20 protein-coding genes and 1 pseudogene are annotated in these 21,266 nt (G+C 49.6%); 2 read left to right on the top strand and 19 right to left on the bottom strand.

Translation table 11 applies throughout. From position 1 onward, the window contains the following. Nucleotides 1-29 precede the first annotated feature (29 nt). The 4 genes from PUT07_RS31375 to PUT07_RS31360 are packed head-to-tail and all read right to left on the bottom strand — an operon-like array spanning nucleotide 30 to nucleotide 2,799. The gene (locus tag PUT07_RS31375; protein WP_274472724.1) at nucleotides 30-797 is read right to left on the bottom strand and encodes an ABC transporter permease; all 768 of its coding nucleotides are present in this window, start codon (nucleotides 795-797) and stop codon (nucleotides 30-32) included. Then, nucleotides 798-1,568 carry an ABC transporter ATP-binding protein gene (locus PUT07_RS31370; protein ID WP_274472723.1) on the bottom strand — a complete coding sequence of 257 codons (771 nt, stop codon included), beginning with the start codon at nucleotides 1,566-1,568 and terminating at the stop codon, nucleotides 798-800. It lies immediately after the preceding gene. A gap of 18 nt (nucleotides 1,569-1,586) precedes the next feature. Continuing rightward, nucleotides 1,587-2,453, bottom strand: a complete 867-nt coding sequence (locus PUT07_RS31365) for a pentapeptide repeat-containing protein (protein ID WP_274472816.1) — start codon at nucleotides 2,451-2,453, stop codon at nucleotides 1,587-1,589. 16 nt (nucleotides 2,454-2,469) lie between these two features. Further along, complete coding sequence (locus tag PUT07_RS31360) at nucleotides 2,470-2,799, bottom strand: PadR family transcriptional regulator (RefSeq protein ID WP_274472722.1); 330 nt, start codon at nucleotides 2,797-2,799, stop codon at nucleotides 2,470-2,472. Nucleotides 2,800-3,283: 484 nt separating this feature from the next. On the opposite strand from PUT07_RS31360, the pseudogene PUT07_RS31355 reads away from it, so the two are divergent. Further along, a pseudogene (locus tag PUT07_RS31355) lies at nucleotides 3,284-3,672 on the top strand (RNA 2'-phosphotransferase). A 1,090-nt stretch (nucleotides 3,673-4,762) separates the two neighbouring features. On the opposite strand, the gene PUT07_RS31345 reads toward PUT07_RS31355, so the two are convergent. Then, on the bottom strand, nucleotides 4,763-5,083 hold the full coding sequence (locus tag PUT07_RS31345; protein WP_274472721.1) for a helix-turn-helix domain-containing protein: 321 nt from the start codon (nucleotides 5,081-5,083) through the stop codon (nucleotides 4,763-4,765). 373 nt (nucleotides 5,084-5,456) lie between these two features. Between PUT07_RS31345 and PUT07_RS31340 the strand changes: the two genes are divergently transcribed. After that, nucleotides 5,457-5,963 carry a C40 family peptidase gene (locus PUT07_RS31340; protein ID WP_274472720.1) on the top strand — a complete coding sequence of 169 codons (507 nt, stop codon included), beginning with the start codon at nucleotides 5,457-5,459 and terminating at the stop codon, nucleotides 5,961-5,963. 67 nt (nucleotides 5,964-6,030) lie between these two features. Here the strand turns inward: PUT07_RS31340 and PUT07_RS31335 are convergent, their stop codons facing one another. The 14 genes from PUT07_RS31335 to PUT07_RS31270 all read right to left on the bottom strand — a co-directional run bounded on the left by PUT07_RS31335 (nucleotide 6,031) and on the right by PUT07_RS31270 (nucleotide 21,263). Then, the gene (locus PUT07_RS31335) at nucleotides 6,031-6,537 is read right to left on the bottom strand and encodes a DUF3189 family protein (protein WP_274472719.1); all 507 of its coding nucleotides are present in this window, start codon (nucleotides 6,535-6,537) and stop codon (nucleotides 6,031-6,033) included. 365 nt (nucleotides 6,538-6,902) lie between these two features. Next, the gene (locus tag PUT07_RS31330; protein WP_274472718.1) at nucleotides 6,903-7,016 is read right to left on the bottom strand and encodes a YjcZ family sporulation protein; all 114 of its coding nucleotides are present in this window, start codon (nucleotides 7,014-7,016) and stop codon (nucleotides 6,903-6,905) included. A 151-nt stretch (nucleotides 7,017-7,167) separates the two neighbouring features. Continuing rightward, entirely contained in the window at nucleotides 7,168-8,481 is a 1,314-nt protein-coding gene (locus PUT07_RS31325) for an MFS transporter (RefSeq protein WP_274472717.1), read from the bottom strand. Between the two features lie 24 nt (nucleotides 8,482-8,505). Beyond that, the gene (locus PUT07_RS31320; RefSeq protein WP_274472813.1) at nucleotides 8,506-9,474 is read right to left on the bottom strand and encodes an alcohol dehydrogenase catalytic domain-containing protein; all 969 of its coding nucleotides are present in this window, start codon (nucleotides 9,472-9,474) and stop codon (nucleotides 8,506-8,508) included. Then, complete coding sequence (locus tag PUT07_RS31315; RefSeq protein ID WP_274472716.1) at nucleotides 9,474-10,583, bottom strand: flavin monoamine oxidase family protein; 1,110 nt, start codon at nucleotides 10,581-10,583, stop codon at nucleotides 9,474-9,476. Before PUT07_RS31315 ends, PUT07_RS31320 begins: the two co-directional genes overlap by 1 nt. Before the next feature lie 114 nt (nucleotides 10,584-10,697). Next, nucleotides 10,698-12,089, bottom strand: coding sequence for an aminotransferase-like domain-containing protein (locus tag PUT07_RS31310; RefSeq protein WP_274472812.1), 1,392 nt, complete (start codon nucleotides 12,087-12,089; stop codon nucleotides 10,698-10,700). Nucleotides 12,090-12,211: 122 nt separating this feature from the next. Beyond that, nucleotides 12,212-12,715: a hypothetical protein gene (locus tag PUT07_RS31305; RefSeq protein ID WP_274472715.1), complete on the bottom strand. Its 504-nt coding sequence runs from the start codon at nucleotides 12,713-12,715 to the stop codon at nucleotides 12,212-12,214. Further along, the gene (locus tag PUT07_RS31300; protein WP_274472714.1) at nucleotides 12,712-13,185 is read right to left on the bottom strand and encodes a hypothetical protein; all 474 of its coding nucleotides are present in this window, start codon (nucleotides 13,183-13,185) and stop codon (nucleotides 12,712-12,714) included. The genes PUT07_RS31305 and PUT07_RS31300 overlap by 4 nt, the downstream gene beginning before the upstream one ends. Nucleotides 13,186-13,305: 120 nt before the next feature. Then, nucleotides 13,306-14,202, bottom strand: coding sequence for a glycoside hydrolase family 43 protein (locus tag PUT07_RS31295; RefSeq protein ID WP_274472713.1), 897 nt, complete (start codon nucleotides 14,200-14,202; stop codon nucleotides 13,306-13,308). 15 nt (nucleotides 14,203-14,217) lie between these two features. Then, nucleotides 14,218-15,873 (bottom strand): MGH1-like glycoside hydrolase domain-containing protein, encoded by a 1,656-nt coding sequence (locus PUT07_RS31290; RefSeq protein ID WP_274472712.1) that lies wholly within the window; start codon nucleotides 15,871-15,873, stop codon nucleotides 14,218-14,220. 73 nt (nucleotides 15,874-15,946) lie between these two features. Next, nucleotides 15,947-16,825, bottom strand: a complete 879-nt coding sequence (locus tag PUT07_RS31285; RefSeq protein ID WP_274472711.1) for a carbohydrate ABC transporter permease — start codon at nucleotides 16,823-16,825, stop codon at nucleotides 15,947-15,949. A 15-nt stretch (nucleotides 16,826-16,840) separates the two neighbouring features. Then, nucleotides 16,841-17,734 carry an ABC transporter permease gene (locus PUT07_RS31280; RefSeq protein WP_274472710.1) on the bottom strand — a complete coding sequence of 298 codons (894 nt, stop codon included), beginning with the start codon at nucleotides 17,732-17,734 and terminating at the stop codon, nucleotides 16,841-16,843. A gap of 112 nt (nucleotides 17,735-17,846) precedes the next feature. Beyond that, entirely contained in the window at nucleotides 17,847-19,511 is a 1,665-nt protein-coding gene (locus PUT07_RS31275) for an extracellular solute-binding protein (protein ID WP_274472709.1), read from the bottom strand. A 108-nt stretch (nucleotides 19,512-19,619) separates the two neighbouring features. Continuing rightward, nucleotides 19,620-21,263, bottom strand: a complete 1,644-nt coding sequence (locus tag PUT07_RS31270; RefSeq protein WP_274472708.1) for a response regulator — start codon at nucleotides 21,261-21,263, stop codon at nucleotides 19,620-19,622. Nucleotides 21,264-21,266: the final 3 nt, after the last annotated feature.

The raw sequence follows: 21,266 nt of genomic DNA, 5'->3' as shown, positions 1-21,266 counted from the left end.
TTCCTCCAAATTCGTCTACCCCGCGAATGTCATACCCTCTTTTTATAAGCCTTCATGGCAAAGAAATAAGCGACGAACACAATGCCGATGCACCACGCAAGCGCAATCCATATCTCATTCCCCACTTGTTGTCCTGACAGCAATGCGCGGATGGCTTCTACAATCGAGGTTACCGGTTGGTTTTCGGCAAAGACACGAACGACGGTCGGCATTGACTCAGTTGGCACGAATGCTGAGCTGATAAAGGGCAGGAAGATAATCGGGTAGGAGAAGGCGCTTGCGCCATCGACCGTTTTTGCGGACAAGCCGGCTATAGCGGCAACCCAAGTTAAGGCCAACGTAAACAGCGCAAGGATGCCGGCTACGGCCAGCCATGGCAGCACGCCAGCGGATGAACGAAAGCCCATAATCAACGATACGAGAAGGATGACGACAACGGAGATTGCGTTGGATACTAGCGAGGTGAGGACATGCCCCCAGAGCAAGGTGGAACGGGAAATCGGCATGGTGTGAAACCGCTCGAAGATGCCCCGCTGCACATCGGTAAACAGGCGATAAGCCGTGTAAGCCACACCGCTGGCAATAGCAATCAGCAGTATACCGGGCAACAGGTAATTCACATAGTTATCCGTTCCGGTTTGAATGGCACCGCCGAACACATAAACGAACAGCAGCATGAAAGCGATCGGCATGATGGTGACCGTGATGATGGTATCCATACTGCGGGAAATATGACGCATCGAACGTCCAACCATAACGCCCATATCGCTGAAAAAATGGTTCTTTGTCGTCTCCATTCACTTCTCCTCCTTTGTGCCGACGATGGCGAGGAAGATCTCTTCCAAAGTCGGCTGCTTCTCCACATACTCCACCTTGGCGGGTGGGAACAGCTTTTTCAGCTCCGAGAGCGTGCCGCTGGAGATAATCCTGCCCTCATGCAGAATGGCAATTCGGTCGGCAAGCTGCTCTGCCTCCTCTAAATACTGCGTAGTTAAGAAGATGGTCGTGCCTTTGTCCGCCAGCTCCTTGACAATCTTCCAAACCTCTATACGCGCTTCGGGGTCAAGCCCTGTGGTCGGTTCGTCAAGGAAAATGATCTGCGGTTTCCCCACAAGGCTAAGGGCGATGTCGAGCCTGCGGCGCATCCCGCCCGAATAAGTAGCCACCCTGCGGTCCGCGGCGTCTGTCAAGCCGAAGCGTCGGAGCAAGTCGTCCGCTACTTGACGCGGATCCTTGAGGTATCGCAGCTTCGCAATCATGATCAAATTTTCCCGTCCGGTTAAAATTTCGTCCACAGCGGCGAATTGCCCGGTCAGACTAATCGCCTGACGGACATGATCGGGCTTAGCCGCGACATCGAATCCATTGATAGCGGCAGTGCCGCCATCCGGTTGGAGCAGCGTGGTGAGAATTTTGACAACTGTTGTCTTGCCTGCCCCGTTGGAGCCAAGGAGAGCGAATATACTCCCTTTTTCCACCTCGAAATCTACGCCCTTCAGCACTTGATGCTGCTTGTAGGATTTAATCAGTCCTTTTACTTGAATGGGATTGGTTTGCACGGTTGGCATCGGATTCCCTCCCTTAAATTAAACGACAGTAACTTGGGACAAATTGGCTTCCATGCCTTTGAGCAATGCATAGGTCAGTTTATCCATCGTTGCGCCGTCAAAGCAGATGGTTTTGATCGCACGATAGTACTTCTTAGAGAACGTAAACGCAGACTGAAAAGAAACATTCTTTAAAGTAGCGCCCTTGAAGGAAACTCCGTTCAATCCCGCTTTGTCAAACTTAACGCCGATAAACGTCTGTCCGTCGAAGCACTGCCCGGTCAGATCGGAGTATGTGAAGTCAACCCCATCAAATGAACAACCTTCAAACATCGTTTTTCTAAGATCGGTCATTGTAAACGTCACGTCGGTCATTCTTATTCCTGTGAATTTGACGCCGTCAAGCCCCGACTTGCTGAAATTGGTTCGTACTAGGATCGACTTGTGGAAGCTTGCCTTGGACAGGTCAAGCGTGGATAGGCTGCAGTCCGTCAGATTCGCGCCGTCAAAAATGGCTTCGCGTACGTCGCTGCTCTTAAACGAGCTGCCGGTCAAATCTGCGCCCGAGAAATCGGAACCATGCAGCGCGCTGCCTTTAAACTGCCCTTTGTGCGCGGTAACGCCTGCAAAGTCGCTTTTGGCCAAGTTGCTTGCGCTAAAGTTTGTCACGACTTGCCGTTCCAGCGAACGGGAGAGGTTGGCGACCTCCAGGATCGTTTGTTCAATATCGCCGATGCTCTCAATCGTCATCTGAAACGCTGTTTCATCATCCTTGCCCTCCGCTCTGAGTTCGCGGTATCGCTCCTGTAAATCCAAGAGCAGGTCGGCCTTTAATTCGTTGACGCTTTTCACCCCATCGTATGGCGTAAAAACGCTGTTCAAATAATCCGTCAATTTGGGATTCATCATATCCAATCTCTCCTTATACTAAATTTTCTAATACGCGCTTGGCGTATTCCCAATTGCTTTTGTTACGGGTGTAAGTGTCCTTGCCCTTCTCGGTAATTCTAAAATATTTGCGCCGTCCTCCCTGAGTTTCATCGCCCCAATACCACTCGATATCCCCGTCTGCCTCAAGCCGCCGGAAGCTGGAGTACATCGTCGCTTCCTTCAACTCATACTCGCCTCCCGAGCGCTCGGCAATCAGTTTGACAACCTCGTAGCCATAGCGATCAGCTTCAGACAAGAGCCGTAAAATCATCGTATCCGTATGTCCGCGAAGCAGGTCGGATGTGATCTTGTTCTCGCTCAATTCAATCACCTCCATATCCGTATAATAAGTCATATTACTATGACTGTCAAGGTACTGTTTTAAATTAAATACTTTGCCTAGAAAAATCGGCGGATTCATAATAAAAAACCCGCGCATGAGCGCGGTTTTCTTGGATGATGTAAGGCGGGGATTGTTCCCGCTCCTTCAGCTTGTCTGCGATTTACGACAGACGCCAGGCAGCTTTCATCCTGATGATCCTTACCTCTATCGCAAGCATCTTTCCTGATAAGCAAGCAAGCGCACAGCGGCTAGTCCTTAAGTCTGCAGCATAACTGGAAAAACGCCAGTTAATCGAAGCTAGAGCTGGCCTTGGGAGATGAATAACAGGAATTTCTCCCGTTAAAATAGGGCTGAACAGGCCACTTTGCGGCATTATTCATCGAGATAACAGGAGAATCTCCAGTTATATCTCTAGAAGTTCTATGCGCGCAGAAGGCTTGGTCTGGGATAGGCGCAAAGTGAAATTGAAGAACTGGTTGCCTGCTGCGAGAAGCAGCACTATGAAATTTACGGCGACCGGATTCGAGCCCGTTACGGGCGTAGCCACGATAAAGTGCAATACCCCGTCGGAGAGCCGCCGGTGCTTCTTTTCCATGGAACGAATGCAAAGGCTGCGCCGGTGATTCTGAAGGAAGGAATGCAGGCCATGGCTGCCAATACGTGCATATGTCCGAAGGGCTGCATTTTGCCATGCTGGCTGGCAGGCGAAGAGGGGAGCTAGTCATTCTATGCATAAATTTGGCTAAGGCCCGTTCGGCGGGAGTTAACTTCTACTATGCGGGCAATGAAGTGTGGCTTGCAGATGCTGTGCCGGCCCAATTCATCTCACTATATAAGGAAGGCGAGACGTGAGCCATGCGCCGGTCGTTCGATGGCGATCGGTCGCAAGAGCGCTGGAAGCCGGCGTGTCACCGAAGGTGCGGCCGGCACGAGCGTGAGAAGCAGCTTGTCGCGGCCCGGTAAGCGGGATGGGGGGCGGCGATGCCGGTGGGCGGCGGCGGTGGCGCCGGTGGTGCGGCGGCGCGACGGCGCGAAAGCGCGACATAGCGCGGCATTCGTCCACGTAACTGTGGGCGTTCCACGGTCGGAGCTGAGGCCAAAGGACCCTCACGCCAGCGGAAATACAGTTCGCTATTACGGCTGAATTAGCGGTTCTGGAAGGTAAAGCGGAAATACAATGCGTTATCCTTGCTGAATTTGGGTGTTTCGCAGCTCAATCAGCATAATAACGCATCTTATTTCCGCTTCAGCGGCTATTGGCCCTCGTTTTACTAAAATAAGGGCCTGTATTTCCGTTCCGCTCACGCGCCGCCAAGCTTCCCAACCGAATCTACTGTCATCACGGCAGAACTCCATCCTCGTACCCTTAAGAGCCTGTCCCTTCAATGTCGCACACATCCACCTAACAAGCTGCCGCGCCGGAATGACCTCGCTACTATTTATTGCCTAACAACCCCACGAGTTCCCCCTTGGAAATATTGTGGCCCAAGGACTCTCACGCCAGCGGAAATACAGTTCGCTATTACGGCTGAATTAGCGGTTCTGGAAGGTAAAGCGGAAATACAACGCGTTATCCTTGCTGAATTTGGGTGTTTCATAGCTCAATCAGCATAATAACGCATCTTATTTCCGCTTCCACGGCTATTGGCCCTCGTTATACTGAAATAAGGGCTTGTATTTCCGCGGCTAGGCCCTCTAAATAGGTGTCTTGTCCACCCAATTTGAAAACTTAGTCGGTGGCATCAATTCTAAGCTTCCATGCATTTTACGGTTGTTATAGAAGTCCATATAGGTTTCGAACGCTTCAGAAGCATCCTCCCCAAGCGTATTAAATGCTCTTAGGCTGAGTAGATCACGTTACGTTCGTAGTATGTTGACTCCGATATCCCAAGGATGCGCAGTACAACTGCTGCTGGCTCACCCCGCTTAATGAATGGGTCTGCTACTTCAAATTTTTCTGATAAGCGGGGTTTTTCTTTTTTAATAGCTCTCGGAGGATTTCTATTTCGAGTTCTTTCTCACCAAGAACTTTCACCGCTTTTTCATAGCGCTCCTCCACCTCCTGCAGTCGCCGTAATTCCTCTATGTTCTCATCTGTTCGAGGGATCTCCGATTCTGGGATGGCGTCGCGGTAATCCTTCACCCACAAACGGATGGTTTCGGGGTGTGTGTCATATAAGCGGGCGAGTACCCCAATCTTAACACCGGCCAATGCTTCGTTAACTATTTTAAGTTTTTCTTCCTCTTTAAACCTCTTTTTCATTCTGGATCATCTCCCTTGCTTTTAGTTTAATTTATTGGTTGAGAGGACTCCAGTTTAATTAAGGGGCCTAAGAGGAATTTCCAGTTATATCTCTACAAGAGGATTTTTAAGCTGAAATAAAAGGAGAAATTCCAGTTACGCTTGCGTCGGGGCCAGGATGAGCCCTTATAAATGGCTTAAAACCGAGCTTTTTGTTGATCTACAGCTAGTCAAGAATAATTTTCAAAGAAGATTCTCATGGTTTTCTAATAAAGCGGTCTGATCCCTTTCGAGCCCACGGTTTGCTCTCCCTCTAGTAAATTATAGGAGACTTTCAGTCTGCTATACTAGGCTTAGCTACGAAATAGCGCTCATAACAAGGAGGAAGACAACTATGAAACTACATCATAAATGGAGCAAGCGCTTGGCAATTATGACAATTGGAGCAACAGTTGCTATCTCAGGAGGGCTAATCAGTAGTCCACAACCTACTCAAGCTGCTACTGCTGCTACAATCACCGCAACGTCAAAAGCGGATAAAATTATTTCTTTAGGGAAAAGATATTTGGGCACGCCTTATAAATTCGGGGCCAAAGTCGGACAGACACGCAACTTCGACTGCTCGACCTTAACGAAATATATTTTCGGGAAATACGGCATTAGCCTACCGCGGACAGCTGCTCAGCAATCGAGAGTCGGTAGTTATGTTTCGAAAAGCAATTGGAAGAAAGGCGACCTGCTATTCTTCTCCGTTCCGGGCAGACCCGGAGTCGGCCATGTAGGCGTTTACGTTGGAAATAACAAAATGTTAAACACTTACGGTGCCGGCGGTGTGAAAATCACTACGATTAACTCCTATTGGAAGTCTCACTACATGACAGCACGCCGTGTGATTAAATAGGTTCCACAGAACGGTTAACGAACTATTGATCTCTTTGAGATTAGTAGTTCGTTTTTTCATATTACCATCATTTGAATTCTTTATTTTCCAGCATGATTAATTGTGTATTTGAGGATTTTGCGATTTTCTTTGTATGATGAACGAGATGGATAATGTCTTGATAGGCTTGTTTAGCTCCAATAATTAATAACGGTACGCCTATAAAATCAATCTTCAGCCACCGTGACAGCATGCCGCCACATGTCATTGAAAAAGGCACCGTCGGAGACGTATTGGATAATATAATTTTTTCATGCAGAACCCCCTCCTCAATCAACATATCGATCAAATTATAAATGCCGGGAACAAGAATCTTAGACCTGCCTCTCCCCATTGTATAGACCTTGTTGCCGTCCTCATCTTTCCCGTGAAAGTATAACTTTCCTCTGTCCTTATACACTAATTTATTAAAATTATGCGTGTTTAGGATTTCTTTCTTCGTGGGCTCGCGAGTTTCATCCAACTTCTTCAGATGATAAGCTGCAGCCAAAGCCGTCGTATGCGTCCCCCCGAAATCGTTATAAATATATATCATTGGCAAGCCACCTCATTCTCTTTATTATCATTATCCCCCACAATGACAAAAACAATCGATACAATGCTTGACATCTGCAGCCCCGTGCAAATTAAAAAAGCCTGCAGCTAATTCGCCACAGGCTGAACAACATTATCAAAATAATGATGAGAACGATTCTTTGCTAATTACCAGACGAATGTCATAGTAACAATAACCAATAGAATGAAGAGAACTAAAATTGCGGCTGCGCTTGTCGTATTACTTGTTGTATACCCCATAGTTCATATCCTCCTTCCTTGGAAAAAGCAATCACCTATAGAGAGGAATCCATGCTGCCAATTTCCATCCAAGTGTCATAATCGCAATTAAGGAAGTGTAAGACCTTACAAGCATACTGAAGTGAGAACGATAACCAGTAAGATGAACAGAACAAGGACGGTTGCTGCCGATGTATACCCTCCACCATAGCTTCCAGCAGATGACGCGGTGTAACCCATAAAGTGCTCCTCCTCTTGTAATCAAAAGTTTGACGACTTTATAAAGTACGAACCTATTAGCGCATTTGCTTGGACGGAATGATCAGTTACATGTGCCTATCCCTTCATGGCCGGCCCCCGCTGTGTCTTTATCACTTATTCCCGCTCCCTATCATCCCCCTTTTCTACGGGACCACAACACAACCGGAATAAGAAGCAAGGACAGAAATCCTCCAGCCAAGGAGAGTGTCGAATAGCTGGACTGAGCCACAACCATCCCGGACAAGGCGCCTCCGGATGCCCCAGCCAGAGCAATAAGAACGTCTACGGTCCCTTGCGTCTTCGCGCGTATTTGGGGAGTCGTGGCATCGACGATCGCCGCTGTCCCGCTGATCAACCCGAAGTTCCACCCTAATCCAAGAAGCGCAAGTGCAAGAACGAGCAGCACTGTTGAGTCCCCGGGTGCATAGGCAGCCAGTAAGCCGGCCAAGAGCAGCGTAATACCGGAGGCATAGGACATGGGCAATCTTCCGTACTTATCGACGAGAACACCCGTTAATAGCGATGGCAGATACATCGCAGCAACATGGATGCCGATCACAACACCAACCTCTCCAAGTCCGTGTCCGTGATGCTTCATGTGAACCGGCGTCATGGTCATAATGCCGACCATAACAATCTGGGTTACTACCATCACTGACGCGCCAACAATGATCCCCCGTTTATTGAAACCAGCTTCCAATACATGCGATGATGGCAGTGTGCCGTTCTGACGATCTTTTAATCGCTCAACCTCTGCAATGGCTTTGGCCACGATCAAAGGATCAGGCCGCAGGAAGATGAGCAGCACGAATCCCGCCAACAGATATGCGATGGCCGCCAGCATAAAGGGCCCGGATAACGCAGGAGCGCCAAGAGATGTCGCTATCCGACCTGTCAACGTGACAAGATTCGGCCCGGCAACCGCGCCAATGGTCGTGAAAACCATAGCCGTACTTATCGCTTTGGCCCTTCCTGTCGGGAGGGCCAGATCCGTTCCGGCATATCTGGCCTGCAGGTTGGTTGCCATCCCTGCTCCATAGAGCAGCAGCGAAAGCAAGAGCAGCCCGATATGATGGAAGACGGCTGCCAGGACGACGCCTGCAGCGCCAAGCCCGCCTGTTAAGAAACCCGCAGCCAGCCCCGCACGACGCCCCAAGCGTTGGGACAGACGGCCGACGATTAGCGCCGCGGCAGCAGAGCCTAACGTAAACAGGGCAGTCGGAACGCCGGCAAAGCTGTCTGTTCCGAGCATATCCTGTGCGAGCAGTGCCCCTACCGTGATTCCTGCAGCCAATCCCGCCCCGCCAAAAATTTGAGAGGCAACGACGATGATCATCGTTCTTTGGTGCAGCTGACGCTGTTTCTCAGGGGAATCCACATATTGCTTCAGTGATTCTCTCCCGTTTTCTATTTGTTCTTGATCGAGTGCTGTTCGGCTCGACATGTCCCCATCCCCTTCTATTACCAATTAATTGCCTTCATGAATATGGAGAACGGCCCGAAACCGAGTGGATGCCGCCATCATTCGGTCATAGGCTTCGCTAACACGTTCCAGCGGAAAAGTTTCAATCATGGGCCGTACATCCGTAAGCACGCTGAAGTTAACGGCTTCCTGAATTTCTCGCGCATGTCCAGTAAAGGAGCCTCTCACCGTATTCGGTCCTTTGAGGAAATCTCTTGCCGATAAACCCAGCTGCTCACCCGAGCCGGCTACAATAATGAGCTCACTATCCGATCCAAGCCCGTTCATGAGGGAAGCGATCGCTTGGGCGTTCGGCGCAGTAGCGAGAATGACTTTGGCCCCACCTAACGCCTGCAAGGCCAAAGCCGGGTCTTCCTTGTCGGAATTAATGTAGTGATGGGCCCCAAGTTGACGTATCAGCTCTTCTTTGTCGCTGCCGCGCGAAATCGCTGCCGTGCGGAACCCCGCCTTGCGGGCATATTGAACCGCTAAGTGCCCAAGTCCGCCAATCCCTTGAATGGCTACAAGATCGCCAGGCCGAGCTTTACTGTTCCGAAGTGCACTAAAGGTTGTTTCACCTGCACACATAAGGGGTGCTGCTTCTACCGCGGACAATTCCTCCGGGATCAATGACAAGCTCTCCTCATAGGCAACCATGTACTCAGCGTAACCGCCGTCGATGGTCAGGCCTGTAACGTGGTTGTCCCCACCATGCCATCCAATACCCACGCGATCGCCAATGTTCCATTTCGTGGAACCGGCGCCAAGCTGCACAACGCTGCCAATGACTTCATGGCCAGGGATGCGGGGATACGCTGGGGACGCCCCTCCAATGGCGAGCGAGTCACCATGACATACGCCGCATGCTTCTACACGAAGCAAGACTTGCCCTTCTCCCGGCTGGGGCACCGGAATCTGCACCAATCGCATTTTTTCCCCTTTGGCGGGAATTTGTACGGCGTTCATCACTTTCATCATGCACGGCCTCCTATCCATTTATTTATCTCTGAAACTGCCTTGTCAGCAGACCGAAGCGCACCTTCCAAATGCCCGCCGAATGGCGAATTCGTCTCTGTACCGGCAAAGAAGATTTTCTTCTCCCATCTCCCAACGACCGAGGGTTGACCATAGGCCGGGGCATTCATAAGTGGTTCGAAGTCTTCTTCAACAGCCGTTTCGTCATCTTCCGACCAATCCTTGTAAAGAAAAGCACGTTCTTGACAAGCCTGGGGTCCAAACAGCCTAACCAATTGGTCCATGATTCTTTTCTTCAATTCCTCCTGCCCTAGTTTATGGCGCATGGGGGCTGGTATGCCGAAGAAACCGAATAGCGCTCCTGAGCCTGTACCAGGAGAAGCATCATGAATTTCCTGCAAGGGTCCGACCCGGCTTGATACGAATCCGGAGAACCCCAATTCCCGCCAGAAAGGACGATCATAGACGACAACGGCCTTGGCCTGTCCTGCCATCCACGTAGGTTTGTTGACAAGGTCGGCAACCAGTTCTGGAGGAAGAAGCGGCGTGAATGCCATATGCCGCGCCACAAGGCGAGGCGGCAAGGCTAGAATCACCGCGTTTGCTGTTATCTGTTCACGCTCTCCGTCTGCATGAACGGCATCAACCGTGACCGTACCATTACTATTGAGCCGAAGAGCTGTAGCTCGTGTCTCTAACTCGATGGTCCCTGGAGGAATCGTATCCGCTAACGCATCAATAAGCGACTGTACGCCTCCTGTGAATCGAATCGAGCTTTCATTCGCGTTAGCTGGCAGCCTATATCGCTCTGCCGGCTCGTTGTGAAACCGTTCCAGCAGTATCTCCCCTTTGGTGTACGGAATGAAGGTTTCTAGCTGTAATTCTTTAACCAGATTGGTAATCGCGCTCTCATATTGCGGCCAGAACCATGTCGGTCCGAGGTCAAACTTGCCCAGCTCAGGCCGATTCAGAACAGAAGTGCTCATGACCCTGCCGCCAATCCGGTCTCTAGCCTCTAGCACCCTGCATGAGATCCCGTGCACATGAAGCAGAGAGGCAGCCCGAAGGCCGCTTAAACCGGCTCCAACAATAACCACTTGATTGTCCATAAGGCTTCCTCCTTCCTTCAAGCAAGCTTCTTGCTACCCTTCAACAAGATTTGCTCCATCATAACACGCACAAAAATGCCATACAATATCATAATTGTATGGCAAACAATTTTCCTATTCGGTTATCTCGTGAAGTATATATTGAAGGATCGCTAATCCTTCCTCTAGCTCTTGGACCGTTGCCGGTGCACAGACTGCAATCCTTACAGCCCGCTCTGGGGTACTATTCCCCACTACGAACCGGTCAGCCGCATACACTTGAACCCCCTGCTGTGCGGCTAGCCTTTCGAACTCTGCACCTGTGATACTGCCTGGTAACAGCAGCCAACGGAAGATACCTGTTTCAGCCCCCAAGCACGTATAGTCTGACAAGTATCGGTTTACGATTCGATTTCTGCGAATGGCTTGTTCCCGATGGCCATCAATTATGCTTTCGAATTGATTAGATACAATTGTACGCGCTGCCAGTTCGGCAAACAACGGCGACACATAAACATTTAAATTATATAAAGCCTTGGCAATTAGCTCCTTGAAGGGACTCGGAACGGCTACATAGGCTAGCCGCAAGCCCGGTGCGATCGATTTGGATAAACTCGCTATGTAGATGGTCTGTTCCGGCGCGAAGGAGGCCACTGCGGGAAGCCGTTTGTCGCTCAGAAGGCTGTAAGACGCATCTTCAATAATGAATGGATTATACTTTTTGGCAACGGCTGCAATCCTTTGGCGATTCTCTACCGACATCGTACTAGCTGTCGGATTATGATAATCCGGAATTAAGTAAACGCCTTTCATATTGTCATTTTTACACGCGTATTCCAAAGCAGCCGGACTCATTTCGCCGTTCTCCGACTTTATCGGTACAATTTGGATACTAAGCATCGCTGCAGCCGTTTTTAAACCAGGGTATGTATGCGGATCGGCACCAATGCGGTCTCCAGGCTTACATAAACTTGCAAGTGTGGCCGCAATGGCATTCTGACCGCCATTAGCCAGTACAATGCGATCGACTGTTGTTTCAAGGCCGCTTCTTCGGATGAGTTTAAGAGCTGCGTCCCTTTGCCAGAGGCTTTCGCCTGAACGGCCATAACCGAACCACTTTTCATAATCCGTATCTTGCAGCATACTTTTCAACTGAAGCAGCAACGGCTCGTATGAAGCATTATCCGGCAGTGTCGCTCCCATTTCGATTAAGTGCTTCGGCTTGGTATCTTCAAGTAAATACGCATTGGATAACGCATCATACGATACGAATGTTCCACTGCCAACGGCTGCACTTAACAAACCTTTCAACTCACACATCTTAAACGCTTTGGATATCGTGCTCAAATTTAAGTCTAGGAAATCGGCCAGTTCCCGCTGCGAAGGGAGTCTTGTTCCGGGTAACAGAACTCCGTTTAGAATATCCTGATACAATTGCCTTGCGAGTACTTTATAAATAGGTTTTTGGGTTTTATCAATCGATGGTTTCCAGCTCATTGGATAGTTATCAAAAGAATTAATCGGCATGATCGGCATCCTTTGTCATCTTACTAGTTTGAAGAACGAGGTATGCTCTATTATAACCTTTGAACCCTTCATTACACTAACCCTCTAGAACCATAATCAATTGCTGCCGGCCTTGCGAATAGCTAAAAACGTTGGTCTCCATGATTCTTCAAGACATGATAGATGGTCACCCACAAGCTCAAGACGACCAAATAAATGCAGAAAGAGTAATAGATGCTATATCCTTGTTGGTAATGAAAGATCCCAACTAGCACGCACAATCGCTCGAAACCGGTACTTACGAATGCCCATACCAGAATGTACAACATAGCATTACTCGTTTTGACACGGAAGAAGTCATATAAATAAAAGAAAAGATAACTGTAGGGTGCGTACATCACATGGGAAAAAAAGTCCATCACTTCAAAGCGGGAAGTATCATTAATATCATAAAAACTAACCGGAAACACACTCAACGTATGATCGAAAAAGAAACCGTTAAATACGCCGCACATCAGGTACACGCAGGCCGTCTTTTTAGAAAAACGTCGTGGCAGCCATAATACCATCAAGGTTCCAACAATGAGGGCAATGACGATAAACCACTCATTCAGATTAAAGGAATAGTCGTAACGAATTTCGCTCAAGATTCTTTTGAGACCTCCTTATCCAGGCCTATATACCAATGGGCAATACGCCAGATGAGGATCACAAATACCCCGTACATGAGAACGGAATAGCCTACATTCCATCTCACGAACTCCATGAGATCAAGCCTCAAATAAATCCGATCCGCCCCAGATAAGACCATGACGATGATCGCCGATAAAACCACACGCCATTTCACTTTCATGTTCGAAAGGAGGACGCAGGCAGCCATGAGGACAAGAAGAGGGATTACGAAGAAACGACAAATATACATGGCAAAGGAACCTTCAACTTTGCGAGTGAGTGGAACCCAGTTCAGATTAACATCAAGGATAGTGAATATCGTAATGGTTAAGACGACGATGACGAAGTATAGAAGAACCATTTCCGTAAGTGTTAACCCTTTGGGCACAAGCGAGAATACAATCATCACCAACCATGCCATTAAAGCCAGAATCGCAATGGACATTGCAATCATCCTTTGAAGAAGTTAGCTGATACAGATACAAATTATTCCCATACATGCCTGAAATCATCCAAATCGTTTATCCGTAAAAAAAACACCTCAGCGGAGGTGTCTAATTAGTTCCTATTCTTTAAGCACTCTCAGCGTGCCGTTCACCTCTTCAATCGGCAGGAAAAGCGGCCGCTCATTCGGTGTCTGATTCGGCGTATGAACCGCGAGCATCAGGGTTCCGTCGAAGGCATGGAATAGCATGCCATGTCCGCCATCGCTTCGAAATAAAGCTTCTTCCTCCTGTACCCATGGCCCCTGTACCCGACCGGATACGGACTTCGCTACGCCGACAGCATACGTATTGTGAATAAAACTAGCCCATAGCATCATCAGCTCGCCCTTGGCTGTACGATACATGGAAGGTCCGTCGGTCACGTAGTTGTCTTGACCTGGATAACGCGCATGCTGGAAAGAAGTCGGCCACTTCGCTTGTGAAGCGGTAAAGAGAAGCTCAGGCTCTCCGATGGTGCCCTTCAGATCTTTCGTTAAGCGGACCGCGCAAACCTGGCCATCTCTTACCTGCTGCCATTCTCTGCAGAACACCATCCAAGGCTGACCCTCCTCATCGATAAACAAAGTCCCGTCCAGCGAGCACCATGCCTTCGGCGTCAGCGGCCCCTCGCTATGCGGGGTAAAAGGACCTAACAGGCTGTCGCTGACGAGCACGGCGGTGCCGAGCAAGTTGTTGTCCTTCCGGCGGAAGGTCGCGAACATATAAAAGCGGCCCTCGTACTTGTGCACTTCCGGCGCCCAGAAATTGTTCTCCGCGTAGAAGTCCGCATCGGGCCGGAAGACCTGGTAAGGCCCTTCCCAGGTTTCCAGGTCTCTCCCCACGTACACGTCAAACCCGATTCCCTTGCCCCAAATATTCGGATCCGTACTCCCGAACAAGTAGTATAGTCCTTCCGCTTGAACGGGAATGACAAAGGGATCCCGCACTTGCAATTGATGATTATGAACCGCAGCCATAGATGAACACCTCCTTTATCGATACGTTGGATAGATAATGCCTAGATCGCGCACACGGATGAATCGTCCTTGTGACAGCTCGACTTGCTCATTTCCCTTCACCACAAGAGGAAGCTCTTGTCCTTCATACCTAACCGTTCCTTCAATTGTACGCACATTCATCCCGATGACGGCTTTCAATCGGCCGCTTCTGTCGGTCACAGCCCGAGTCCCGCTCGGGATTTGCAAATAGGCTTCGCCGTTACGATAGACGGTGCTTCCTTCCTTTGTCGTCAGGCATTCAAACGTGACCCCATCGATGATTCGGCTGTAGCCGATCTCGGCGGCCGTCACCTCGCCATGGTCCTGCGGATACGGGATTAATGAAGTGAACCAGAGTTCCCCATCAGGCCTTGGCACGATGCCGCTCATCCGCTCAACGAAGTCTAATAGGCACAGAATGGCAGGCGAATAGGACTCCGTAAAGCCCTCTTTCCCTGTCCAAGGGCTAACAGTTTGCGCAAAACGCGTCATCTGCGCCAAGGCCGTAACGATCGGATTCAGCACCCACGTCAGCTCCACATAACGATGATGATGCTCGAAGGCGTGCGGCGTACGGATCAAACTCAAGAAATTGGATGTGCCTGCCCACGTATTGTAGCTGGAGAACGGATCAAAGCGGGGGTCATCCATGGCAATGGAGGTAAACGGATATTTGGCGAAAAATTTGCTCGTATTGAGCAAATACTTCCGCAGCGAAGCCGCAAAGAATTCGCCATCGCCCACCTCGCAAGCCAACACCCGCAAGAGAACATCCGACTGAATGCGGACCCATTCACCGTTCCGATCCACATCGTAGAAGAAGGCATCCGCCCTGTCGTAGCAATGTTCAAACAAGCTATCCAAGCTTTGTTGAGCCTTGGCTTCCCAGCCCGCAGCCGCCTCCGCATCCCCCAGCTCTCGGGCTATGCGCGATAAATAAAGCCGCTGGCAATATACATTCGCCGTCAAATCCGGCGCTAAGAAAGGCAAAATCGGAGAGTCCGGATTATACTGTCTCGCATCGTCAAGATGCGCGGAATCCGGCACATGCCAGAACCGCGGAGACAGGTCATGCCCTGTATCAAACGTGCAAAAGGCTTCTACGCAGCCGGTTTGCCGTGTATCGCGGTACGTCGCCAGCCACTTGTCAAAGCGTGCCATCGCCTCATACATTTTTCTCAGAAAGGCTTGATTGCGTCCATTCAGCGTATAGTGATTCCACACGCTGCGAGCCAGCGGCGTTACCATCTGAATTTGCCGGTAAGCCGGACCGTTTTCCGTTATTTTATAGGGCATCTGCCCGTCTTCCTTCTGATAGTCCGCAAATAGCTCAAAGGTGTCCTCCGATACCGCCGGCAGGAAACGCGATAGCAGCTCATTATTGATCGTTCCCGTGCTTTCCATCCAGCACCCCAAATAAATGCCGCCTTCGTGCAGGACAGGGGCTTCCCCCATCGTTGGCACGATGCAATCCAGCAGCTTGCGCAGCGCCGTGTAATAGGTTGCCTCGAGACGGCCGCCCGTCGATGCGAACTTCACTCCGGATTGCTGCCAGGCTTGGAGCACGTCTCCGTCCGTCGCTTTTTTCAGCTGACCCACCTGCTCCTCTACGGAGAGGCCCCGAAGCCGGTTCAATAGTTGTTCATGCATACCTTCTTATTCCTCCTTGATGAAAAAGACTGCCAAAGGCAGCCCAATTCGCTCAGTCTATGATCAGGTTGCCTTAACCCTTCACGCTGCCCATGACGAGGCCCTTCATGAAATATTTTTGTAGAAAGGGGTAAAAAATCAAAATCGGGAATGCCGCAAGGAAGACTTGCGCCGCTTTGAACGTACGGTCCGATACCTCGGACATATAAAGCTCGGTTGATGACAGCGTACTGGAGTCAGGATTGACGATAATCGTTTGCAAATAGCTTTGCAGCGGATAATTCGAAGGCGAGTTCATGTAGATCAAGCCGTCGAACCAAGAATTCCAATGCATCACGACGGTGAATAACGTGATCGTTGCGAGCGCAGGCTTGGATAATGGAATGTACATGCTCCACAGCACCTTCCAATGGCCCGCTCCATCGATGTAGGCAGCCTCTTCAATTTCCTTCGGCAAGTTCCGAAAGAAATTCAGCAGCAGAATCATATTGAACACGTGCACAGCTCCCGGCAGCACCAACGCCCATATCGTATCCAGCAAGCCAAGTGCTTTCATGGTCATATAGCTGGGAATTAATCCGCCGTGAAACAGCATAGTGATGATGAAGAACCAAGCATACACGTTCCTTGAACGAAGCACGCTCGTTTCTTTGGAAAGCGGGTAGGCAATGAGGATCGTAATGGCCATATTGATCACATACCCCAGCACTACGCGTTGTACCGAAACGTACAGGCCCTCCATAAACTCCCTCTTCGTTAGGGCATGTTTGTAAGAGGCAATCGTGAAATCCACCGGCCATAGCTTCACGAATCCCGCTGCCGCAGCGCTACTGGAGCTAAATGAGACAGCTAATACGTTGATCAGCGGCAGGAGACATAGAAAGGCGATTAACCCCAACAAAATATAGTTGAATAACAGAAATATTTTTCTGCTCACTGTCATTTTTTGCATAACCTTACCCCCTACCTAGAAAATCCGATAACCGGTAAATCGATTGGCAAGCTTATTGGAGATCACGATGAGGATGAAGGCAATCACGGATTTAAACAATCCAACCGCCGTCGCTACGCCGTATTGCGCATCTACTAACCCGATTCGGTACACCATCGTATCAATAATATCACCCGTGCTATAAACCATTGGACTGTACAGATTGAACACCTGATCGAATCCCGCATTCAGTACGTTGCCTAAGCTTAATACGGTCATTAGCGTGACGATCGGCATCATGCCGGGGATTGTAACATGAAGCGTCTGCTTCCAGCGATTAGCCCCATCCATGACCGCAGCTTCATACAGAGATTGATCGATCGCCGTCAGGGCGGCTAAATACACAATCGTGCTATATCCAAATTCCTTCCAAGTGTCTGATGCGACAAGTGTGAAAGGAAACCAGTTTTCATTGCCAAGGAAAAAGATAGGCTCGATGCCGATCAGACCCAGAAATTGATTCACAATGCCGGCGGATGGCGAAAGGATATCGATGAGAATGCCCCCCAGAATAACCCAGGACAGGAAATAGGGGAAATAGATGATGGTTTGTACAGTACGTTTGAATGCCGTGCTAATAACCTCATTCAGCAGCAGAGCAAAAATAACAGGCACGATTAAATGAACAATAATTTTCATCACGGCGATAAAAACAGTGTTCCATACAACGCTCGAAAAATTGGGCATCTCCAGCATATAGCGGAAATTATCGAGTCCGATCCATTTGGAATGGAAAATGCCCTTGGATGGTACAAACTTCTGAAAGGCAATGACAATCCCTGCGATCGGGACATAGTTAAAAATCAGGGTAAGGATGACGCCTGGCAGCAGCATGAGATGCAAAGGAATTTCCTGCAGTTTTTTATTCATCTCCACTTGTACTCCTCTCCGTTTGCATTGGTGGACGAATAACGAAGGGGAAAGCAGTGTTACGACCGCTTTCCCCTAAGCTTTCGTCTCGTCTTATTAGGCTGTCCGATACTTATTTATTTTTCGCGTACCAGTCGTTCACTTCTTTCGCGATCTGATCGCCGCCAAGCTTCTTCCAATCTTCAACGAATTTGTCAAACGTATCGATGGATTGACCCATAATAATTTTCGTGAATACTTCCTCCTCCATCTTCTGAAGGGAGGCGTTCTTCTCCACCATCGTCGGTGTCGCTGCGCCATAGAAGGCGTCCAGCATGTAGTTATCATCTTTTACATATTGAGAGATGACATCGAAGGAGCTTGGCGAACCGAAGACGCGCTCTGTTCCCCAATTCGCTTTATTTCCTTTACGGAAATCTACGATTTTGTCGTAGTAGCCCTTCTCTTCTGTCGACAGCTTGGAAGGATCGTTCGCAGCAATCGCGCTGAGCGCATTATGATGTGCGTTCAAGTTTTTATTCGCAGGCTCCGGATTCATTAAGCTGTAGAGATAAACAGGGATATTCGTTTTGCTGAAGCTCATCTCTGGGTTAGGCTTCTTGCTTTCGTCATAGCCATCCATCGCGAAGTTGAGTAATTTGATAATCGCTTCCGGATTTTTGCTCTTCTTGCTGACGGCATAATACCGTTGAATCGGCATTTTACCGATTGGCGTAGCCTTCTTATCATCGATAGAAAGCAGTGGAATCGCTTTCCATTCCGCCTTCGGATCGTTGTCGATATTCTTCTGCGTGATCGAGAGCGGCGCGGACATGCTGCCATAGAAGATACCCACTTTGCCGCCGGCTACAGACTCCGTAACTTTCGCGCGGTCTTTGACACCGAATTCTTTATCCAGCAGCCCTTGTGCGTACATGTCCTGCAATTGCTTCAGCGCAGCCTTGGTTTCCGGTAAAGTGCTTCCATAAACCAAGTTGCCGGAGGCATTCTTCACCCATTTGCCCGCATAGGCATGAAAGCCGGAGAAGAAGCCCGACGTGCCGAAATGGGAATCGGTCAAAAACGTTTTCGTAAACGCCATCCCGAACGTATCATCCTTGCCGTTGCCGTCCGGATCCTTCTTCGTGAACGCTTCCGCTACAGCCAGAACATCCTTCATCGATTTCGGTTCGGAGAGTCCCAGCTTGTTCAGCCAATCCGTTCGAACATAAAATAGCGGGAGTCCGTCAATCGCCGATGACGTTTGTGGAATCGCCATCAGCTTGCCGCCGATTTTGGCGGTGTTGAAGGCCTTCTGATCCTGCTGCAGGATGCTCTTCGCCATAGGCGATGCATATTTCTCATACAGCTCGGTCAAATCATAGAGCATATCATTATCCGTCAGGTCGGTGAGCTGCTTATTCTTCAGCCACATGATATCCGGCAAATCTCCAGCGGCAATCGCCACATTCAGCTTTTGATCGAATTGCTCGATGGGCACGGTCCACTGGTATTTCAAGTTGATCCCGAGCTCATTCTGATAGGCTTTTGTATAAATGTTATTTTCAATGGTATCGCCGTTTTCGTACTTGTAGGTGGCTTCCGTGTAACGCCAGGCGGTAATATCGACCGGCTTCTCATACTTGGCCATCAGGTTGGCTGGAGGCGTTGCTGCGCCCGGCTTCTCCGTTGCTTTGGCCGTGTTGTCTTCCGTACTTGATGAACTGCAAGCTGAGAGCACCATTAGTCCTGCTGCCGAGAGAATAACGGCTGATTTGGCTTTATCTCTTTTTCTCATGTGAACCTCCCCGAAAGATCGATCATGTAGTAGCATGCCTACCTCTCTAATGGTAAAGCGCATTCATTCGGCATTCAATATTCATGTCTTTACATTTGAATCACTTGTTTACTTGTTCATGATCGTAGCCCGATATTCGAGCGGTGTCATGTGCGCTGCCTTGCGGAAATACCTCGTAAAGTTCGTAGCGGTTCCATACCCGACCTGTTCGGCCACATCTTGAATTTTAATATTCGGATTCTCCAGCAGCGCTTTCGCTTTCGCCAATCGAGCAGCGGAGATATAGTCGGATAGATTGGTTCCGGTCACTTGCTTAAACAAGCGGGAGAGGTAGGAAGGATTGAAATATACCAGCTCGGCTAATTTCACCAGCGAGATTTCGTCCGGGTTGTGCAGATGATCTCTAATATGCTTCTGAATGAATCCGATAATCGCATTCGCCCTTCTCTCCTCTTCTTGGTTCTGAAGGTTGAACAGAATGTCCTCAACACGCCCTAGATAGTCAAAAGCCACCTTCCAGGATTCATGCTCGCCCGGCTGCATCAGCTTATGAAGTCCGATCTGCTCCGCCACGGTCTCTACCAAATGCCAACGATTCATATAGGATAAGAAGACCAATCCGATGGCATAATACAGCTCTTGTGCAGGAACATCATGCATGCTGTCAATCTCTTGTACAGAGGCCGCACAGGCGAGCAGCGTACTGTTAAAGTCGGCTCGCTGCCCGTGCTCCAATTGATCTGCGAGCTGATCCAGCTTGGCTTGCCGGATCTGCGGCTTCTCGCGATGGCCGCCCTCTACATGCTGCTTGTCCAGCAGCAGCATGCCGCCGCCTTGGCCGATGCGATAATTCATCAGCATCGTTAGCGTCGAGAACCGCTCGGCGGCCTCGCGCCAGACAACCGTGCTGTCATCCAGCACAAAGGACAGCACGGCACCGACGGATTCGCGGCACGCCGCCTGGATTAATTCCACCGTCCCTTTCATGAAGGTCAAGGTGCGATCCCAGCCTTCCCTCTCCATATGATCTTGGAACGGCTGAATGAACCACACCAGATCCATATGTTCATTCACCGCTGCCACAAAAGACACATGCGAAGCCAGATAGGGCTCAGCGATCAGCTTAATCCGGTAGAGCTGCCGCGATTTCTCCGAATACGTCATCTTGCCCGGCATACCGTTCATTCGGCCTATCATGAGGAGGACAGGACGGTCGGCTTGCAGCGGAATCGCCAATTCATTGAATTGTTCTTGATGAATCTCTCGTACATCCAGCTGATCGTTTAGAATCCGCTTCACATACTCGTTTTGCAGCATCCCTCTCATATCATCCAGCTGCTGCTGCGCATTCATGAGCAGGGACTGCGCCTTGAACTCGGTTTCAATTTCCATAACGGCATGCTCCACCATCTGGATCACCTTCGGATAGCCTTCCGTTTTCAGTAAATAACTGACCCCCTCATACTGGATAGCCGAATACACATAGGCAAATTCGTTATAACCCGTAAGGAAAATCACCCTGCACTGCGGCCATCTCTCACGGATTTTCTCCAGCAGCTGCAAGCCGTCGAGCTCCGGCATCCGGATATCCGTCAGCACAATATCGAAACGAGTCCGGTCAAAAAGCCGCAATGCCTCCATGCCCGAATAGGCTTTATATACGTCTAACTCCAGCTGTGGAATCCCCTGCAGCACCTCGCATAATCCGTCTGCAATAATCATCTCATCGTCAACTACCAGAACCCTGTACATTGT

The sequence above is a fragment of the Paenibacillus sp. MAHUQ-63 genome, from assembly GCF_028765165.1.
Taxonomy (GTDB): domain Bacteria; phylum Bacillota; class Bacilli; order Paenibacillales; family NBRC-103111; genus Paenibacillus_E.
This window is presented reverse-complemented; position numbering and strand designations above follow the sequence as displayed.

Bases quoted from the DNA above. Each gene is read 5' to 3' on its own strand.
- PUT07_RS31375 (WP_274472724.1), bottom strand. From the start codon at position 797: ATGGAGACGACAAAGAACCATTTTTTCAGCGATATGGGCGTTATGGTT.
- PUT07_RS31370 (WP_274472723.1), bottom strand. From the start codon at position 1,568: ATGCCAACCGTGCAAACCAATCCCATTCAAGTAAAAGGACTGATTAAA.
- PUT07_RS31365 (WP_274472816.1), bottom strand. From the start codon at position 2,453: ATGAATCCCAAATTGACGGATTATTTGAACAGCGTTTTTACGCCATAC.
- PUT07_RS31345 (WP_274472721.1), bottom strand. From the start codon at position 5,083: ATGAAAAAGAGGTTTAAAGAGGAAGAAAAACTTAAAATAGTTAACGAA.
- PUT07_RS31340 (WP_274472720.1), top strand. From the start codon at position 5,457: ATGAAACTACATCATAAATGGAGCAAGCGCTTGGCAATTATGACAATT.
- PUT07_RS31335 (WP_274472719.1), bottom strand. From the start codon at position 6,537: ATGATATATATTTATAACGATTTCGGGGGGACGCATACGACGGCTTTG.
- PUT07_RS31330 (WP_274472718.1), bottom strand. From the start codon at position 7,016: ATGGGTTACACCGCGTCATCTGCTGGAAGCTATGGTGGAGGGTATACA.
- PUT07_RS31325 (WP_274472717.1), bottom strand. From the start codon at position 8,481: ATGTCGAGCCGAACAGCACTCGATCAAGAACAAATAGAAAACGGGAGA.
- PUT07_RS31320 (WP_274472813.1), bottom strand. From the start codon at position 9,474: ATGAAAGTGATGAACGCCGTACAAATTCCCGCCAAAGGGGAAAAAATG.
- PUT07_RS31315 (WP_274472716.1), bottom strand. From the start codon at position 10,583: ATGGACAATCAAGTGGTTATTGTTGGAGCCGGTTTAAGCGGCCTTCGG.
- PUT07_RS31310 (WP_274472812.1), bottom strand. From the start codon at position 12,089: ATGCCGATTAATTCTTTTGATAACTATCCAATGAGCTGGAAACCATCG.
- PUT07_RS31300 (WP_274472714.1), bottom strand. From the start codon at position 13,185: ATGTCCATTGCGATTCTGGCTTTAATGGCATGGTTGGTGATGATTGTA.
- PUT07_RS31295 (WP_274472713.1), bottom strand. From the start codon at position 14,202: ATGGCTGCGGTTCATAATCATCAATTGCAAGTGCGGGATCCCTTTGTC.
- PUT07_RS31290 (WP_274472712.1), bottom strand. From the start codon at position 15,873: ATGCATGAACAACTATTGAACCGGCTTCGGGGCCTCTCCGTAGAGGAG.
- PUT07_RS31285 (WP_274472711.1), bottom strand. From the start codon at position 16,825: ATGCAAAAAATGACAGTGAGCAGAAAAATATTTCTGTTATTCAACTAT.
- PUT07_RS31280 (WP_274472710.1), bottom strand. From the start codon at position 17,734: ATGAATAAAAAACTGCAGGAAATTCCTTTGCATCTCATGCTGCTGCCA.
- PUT07_RS31275 (WP_274472709.1), bottom strand. From the start codon at position 19,511: ATGAGAAAAAGAGATAAAGCCAAATCAGCCGTTATTCTCTCGGCAGCA.
- PUT07_RS31270 (WP_274472708.1), bottom strand. From the start codon at position 21,263: ATGTACAGGGTTCTGGTAGTTGACGATGAGATGATTATTGCAGACGGA.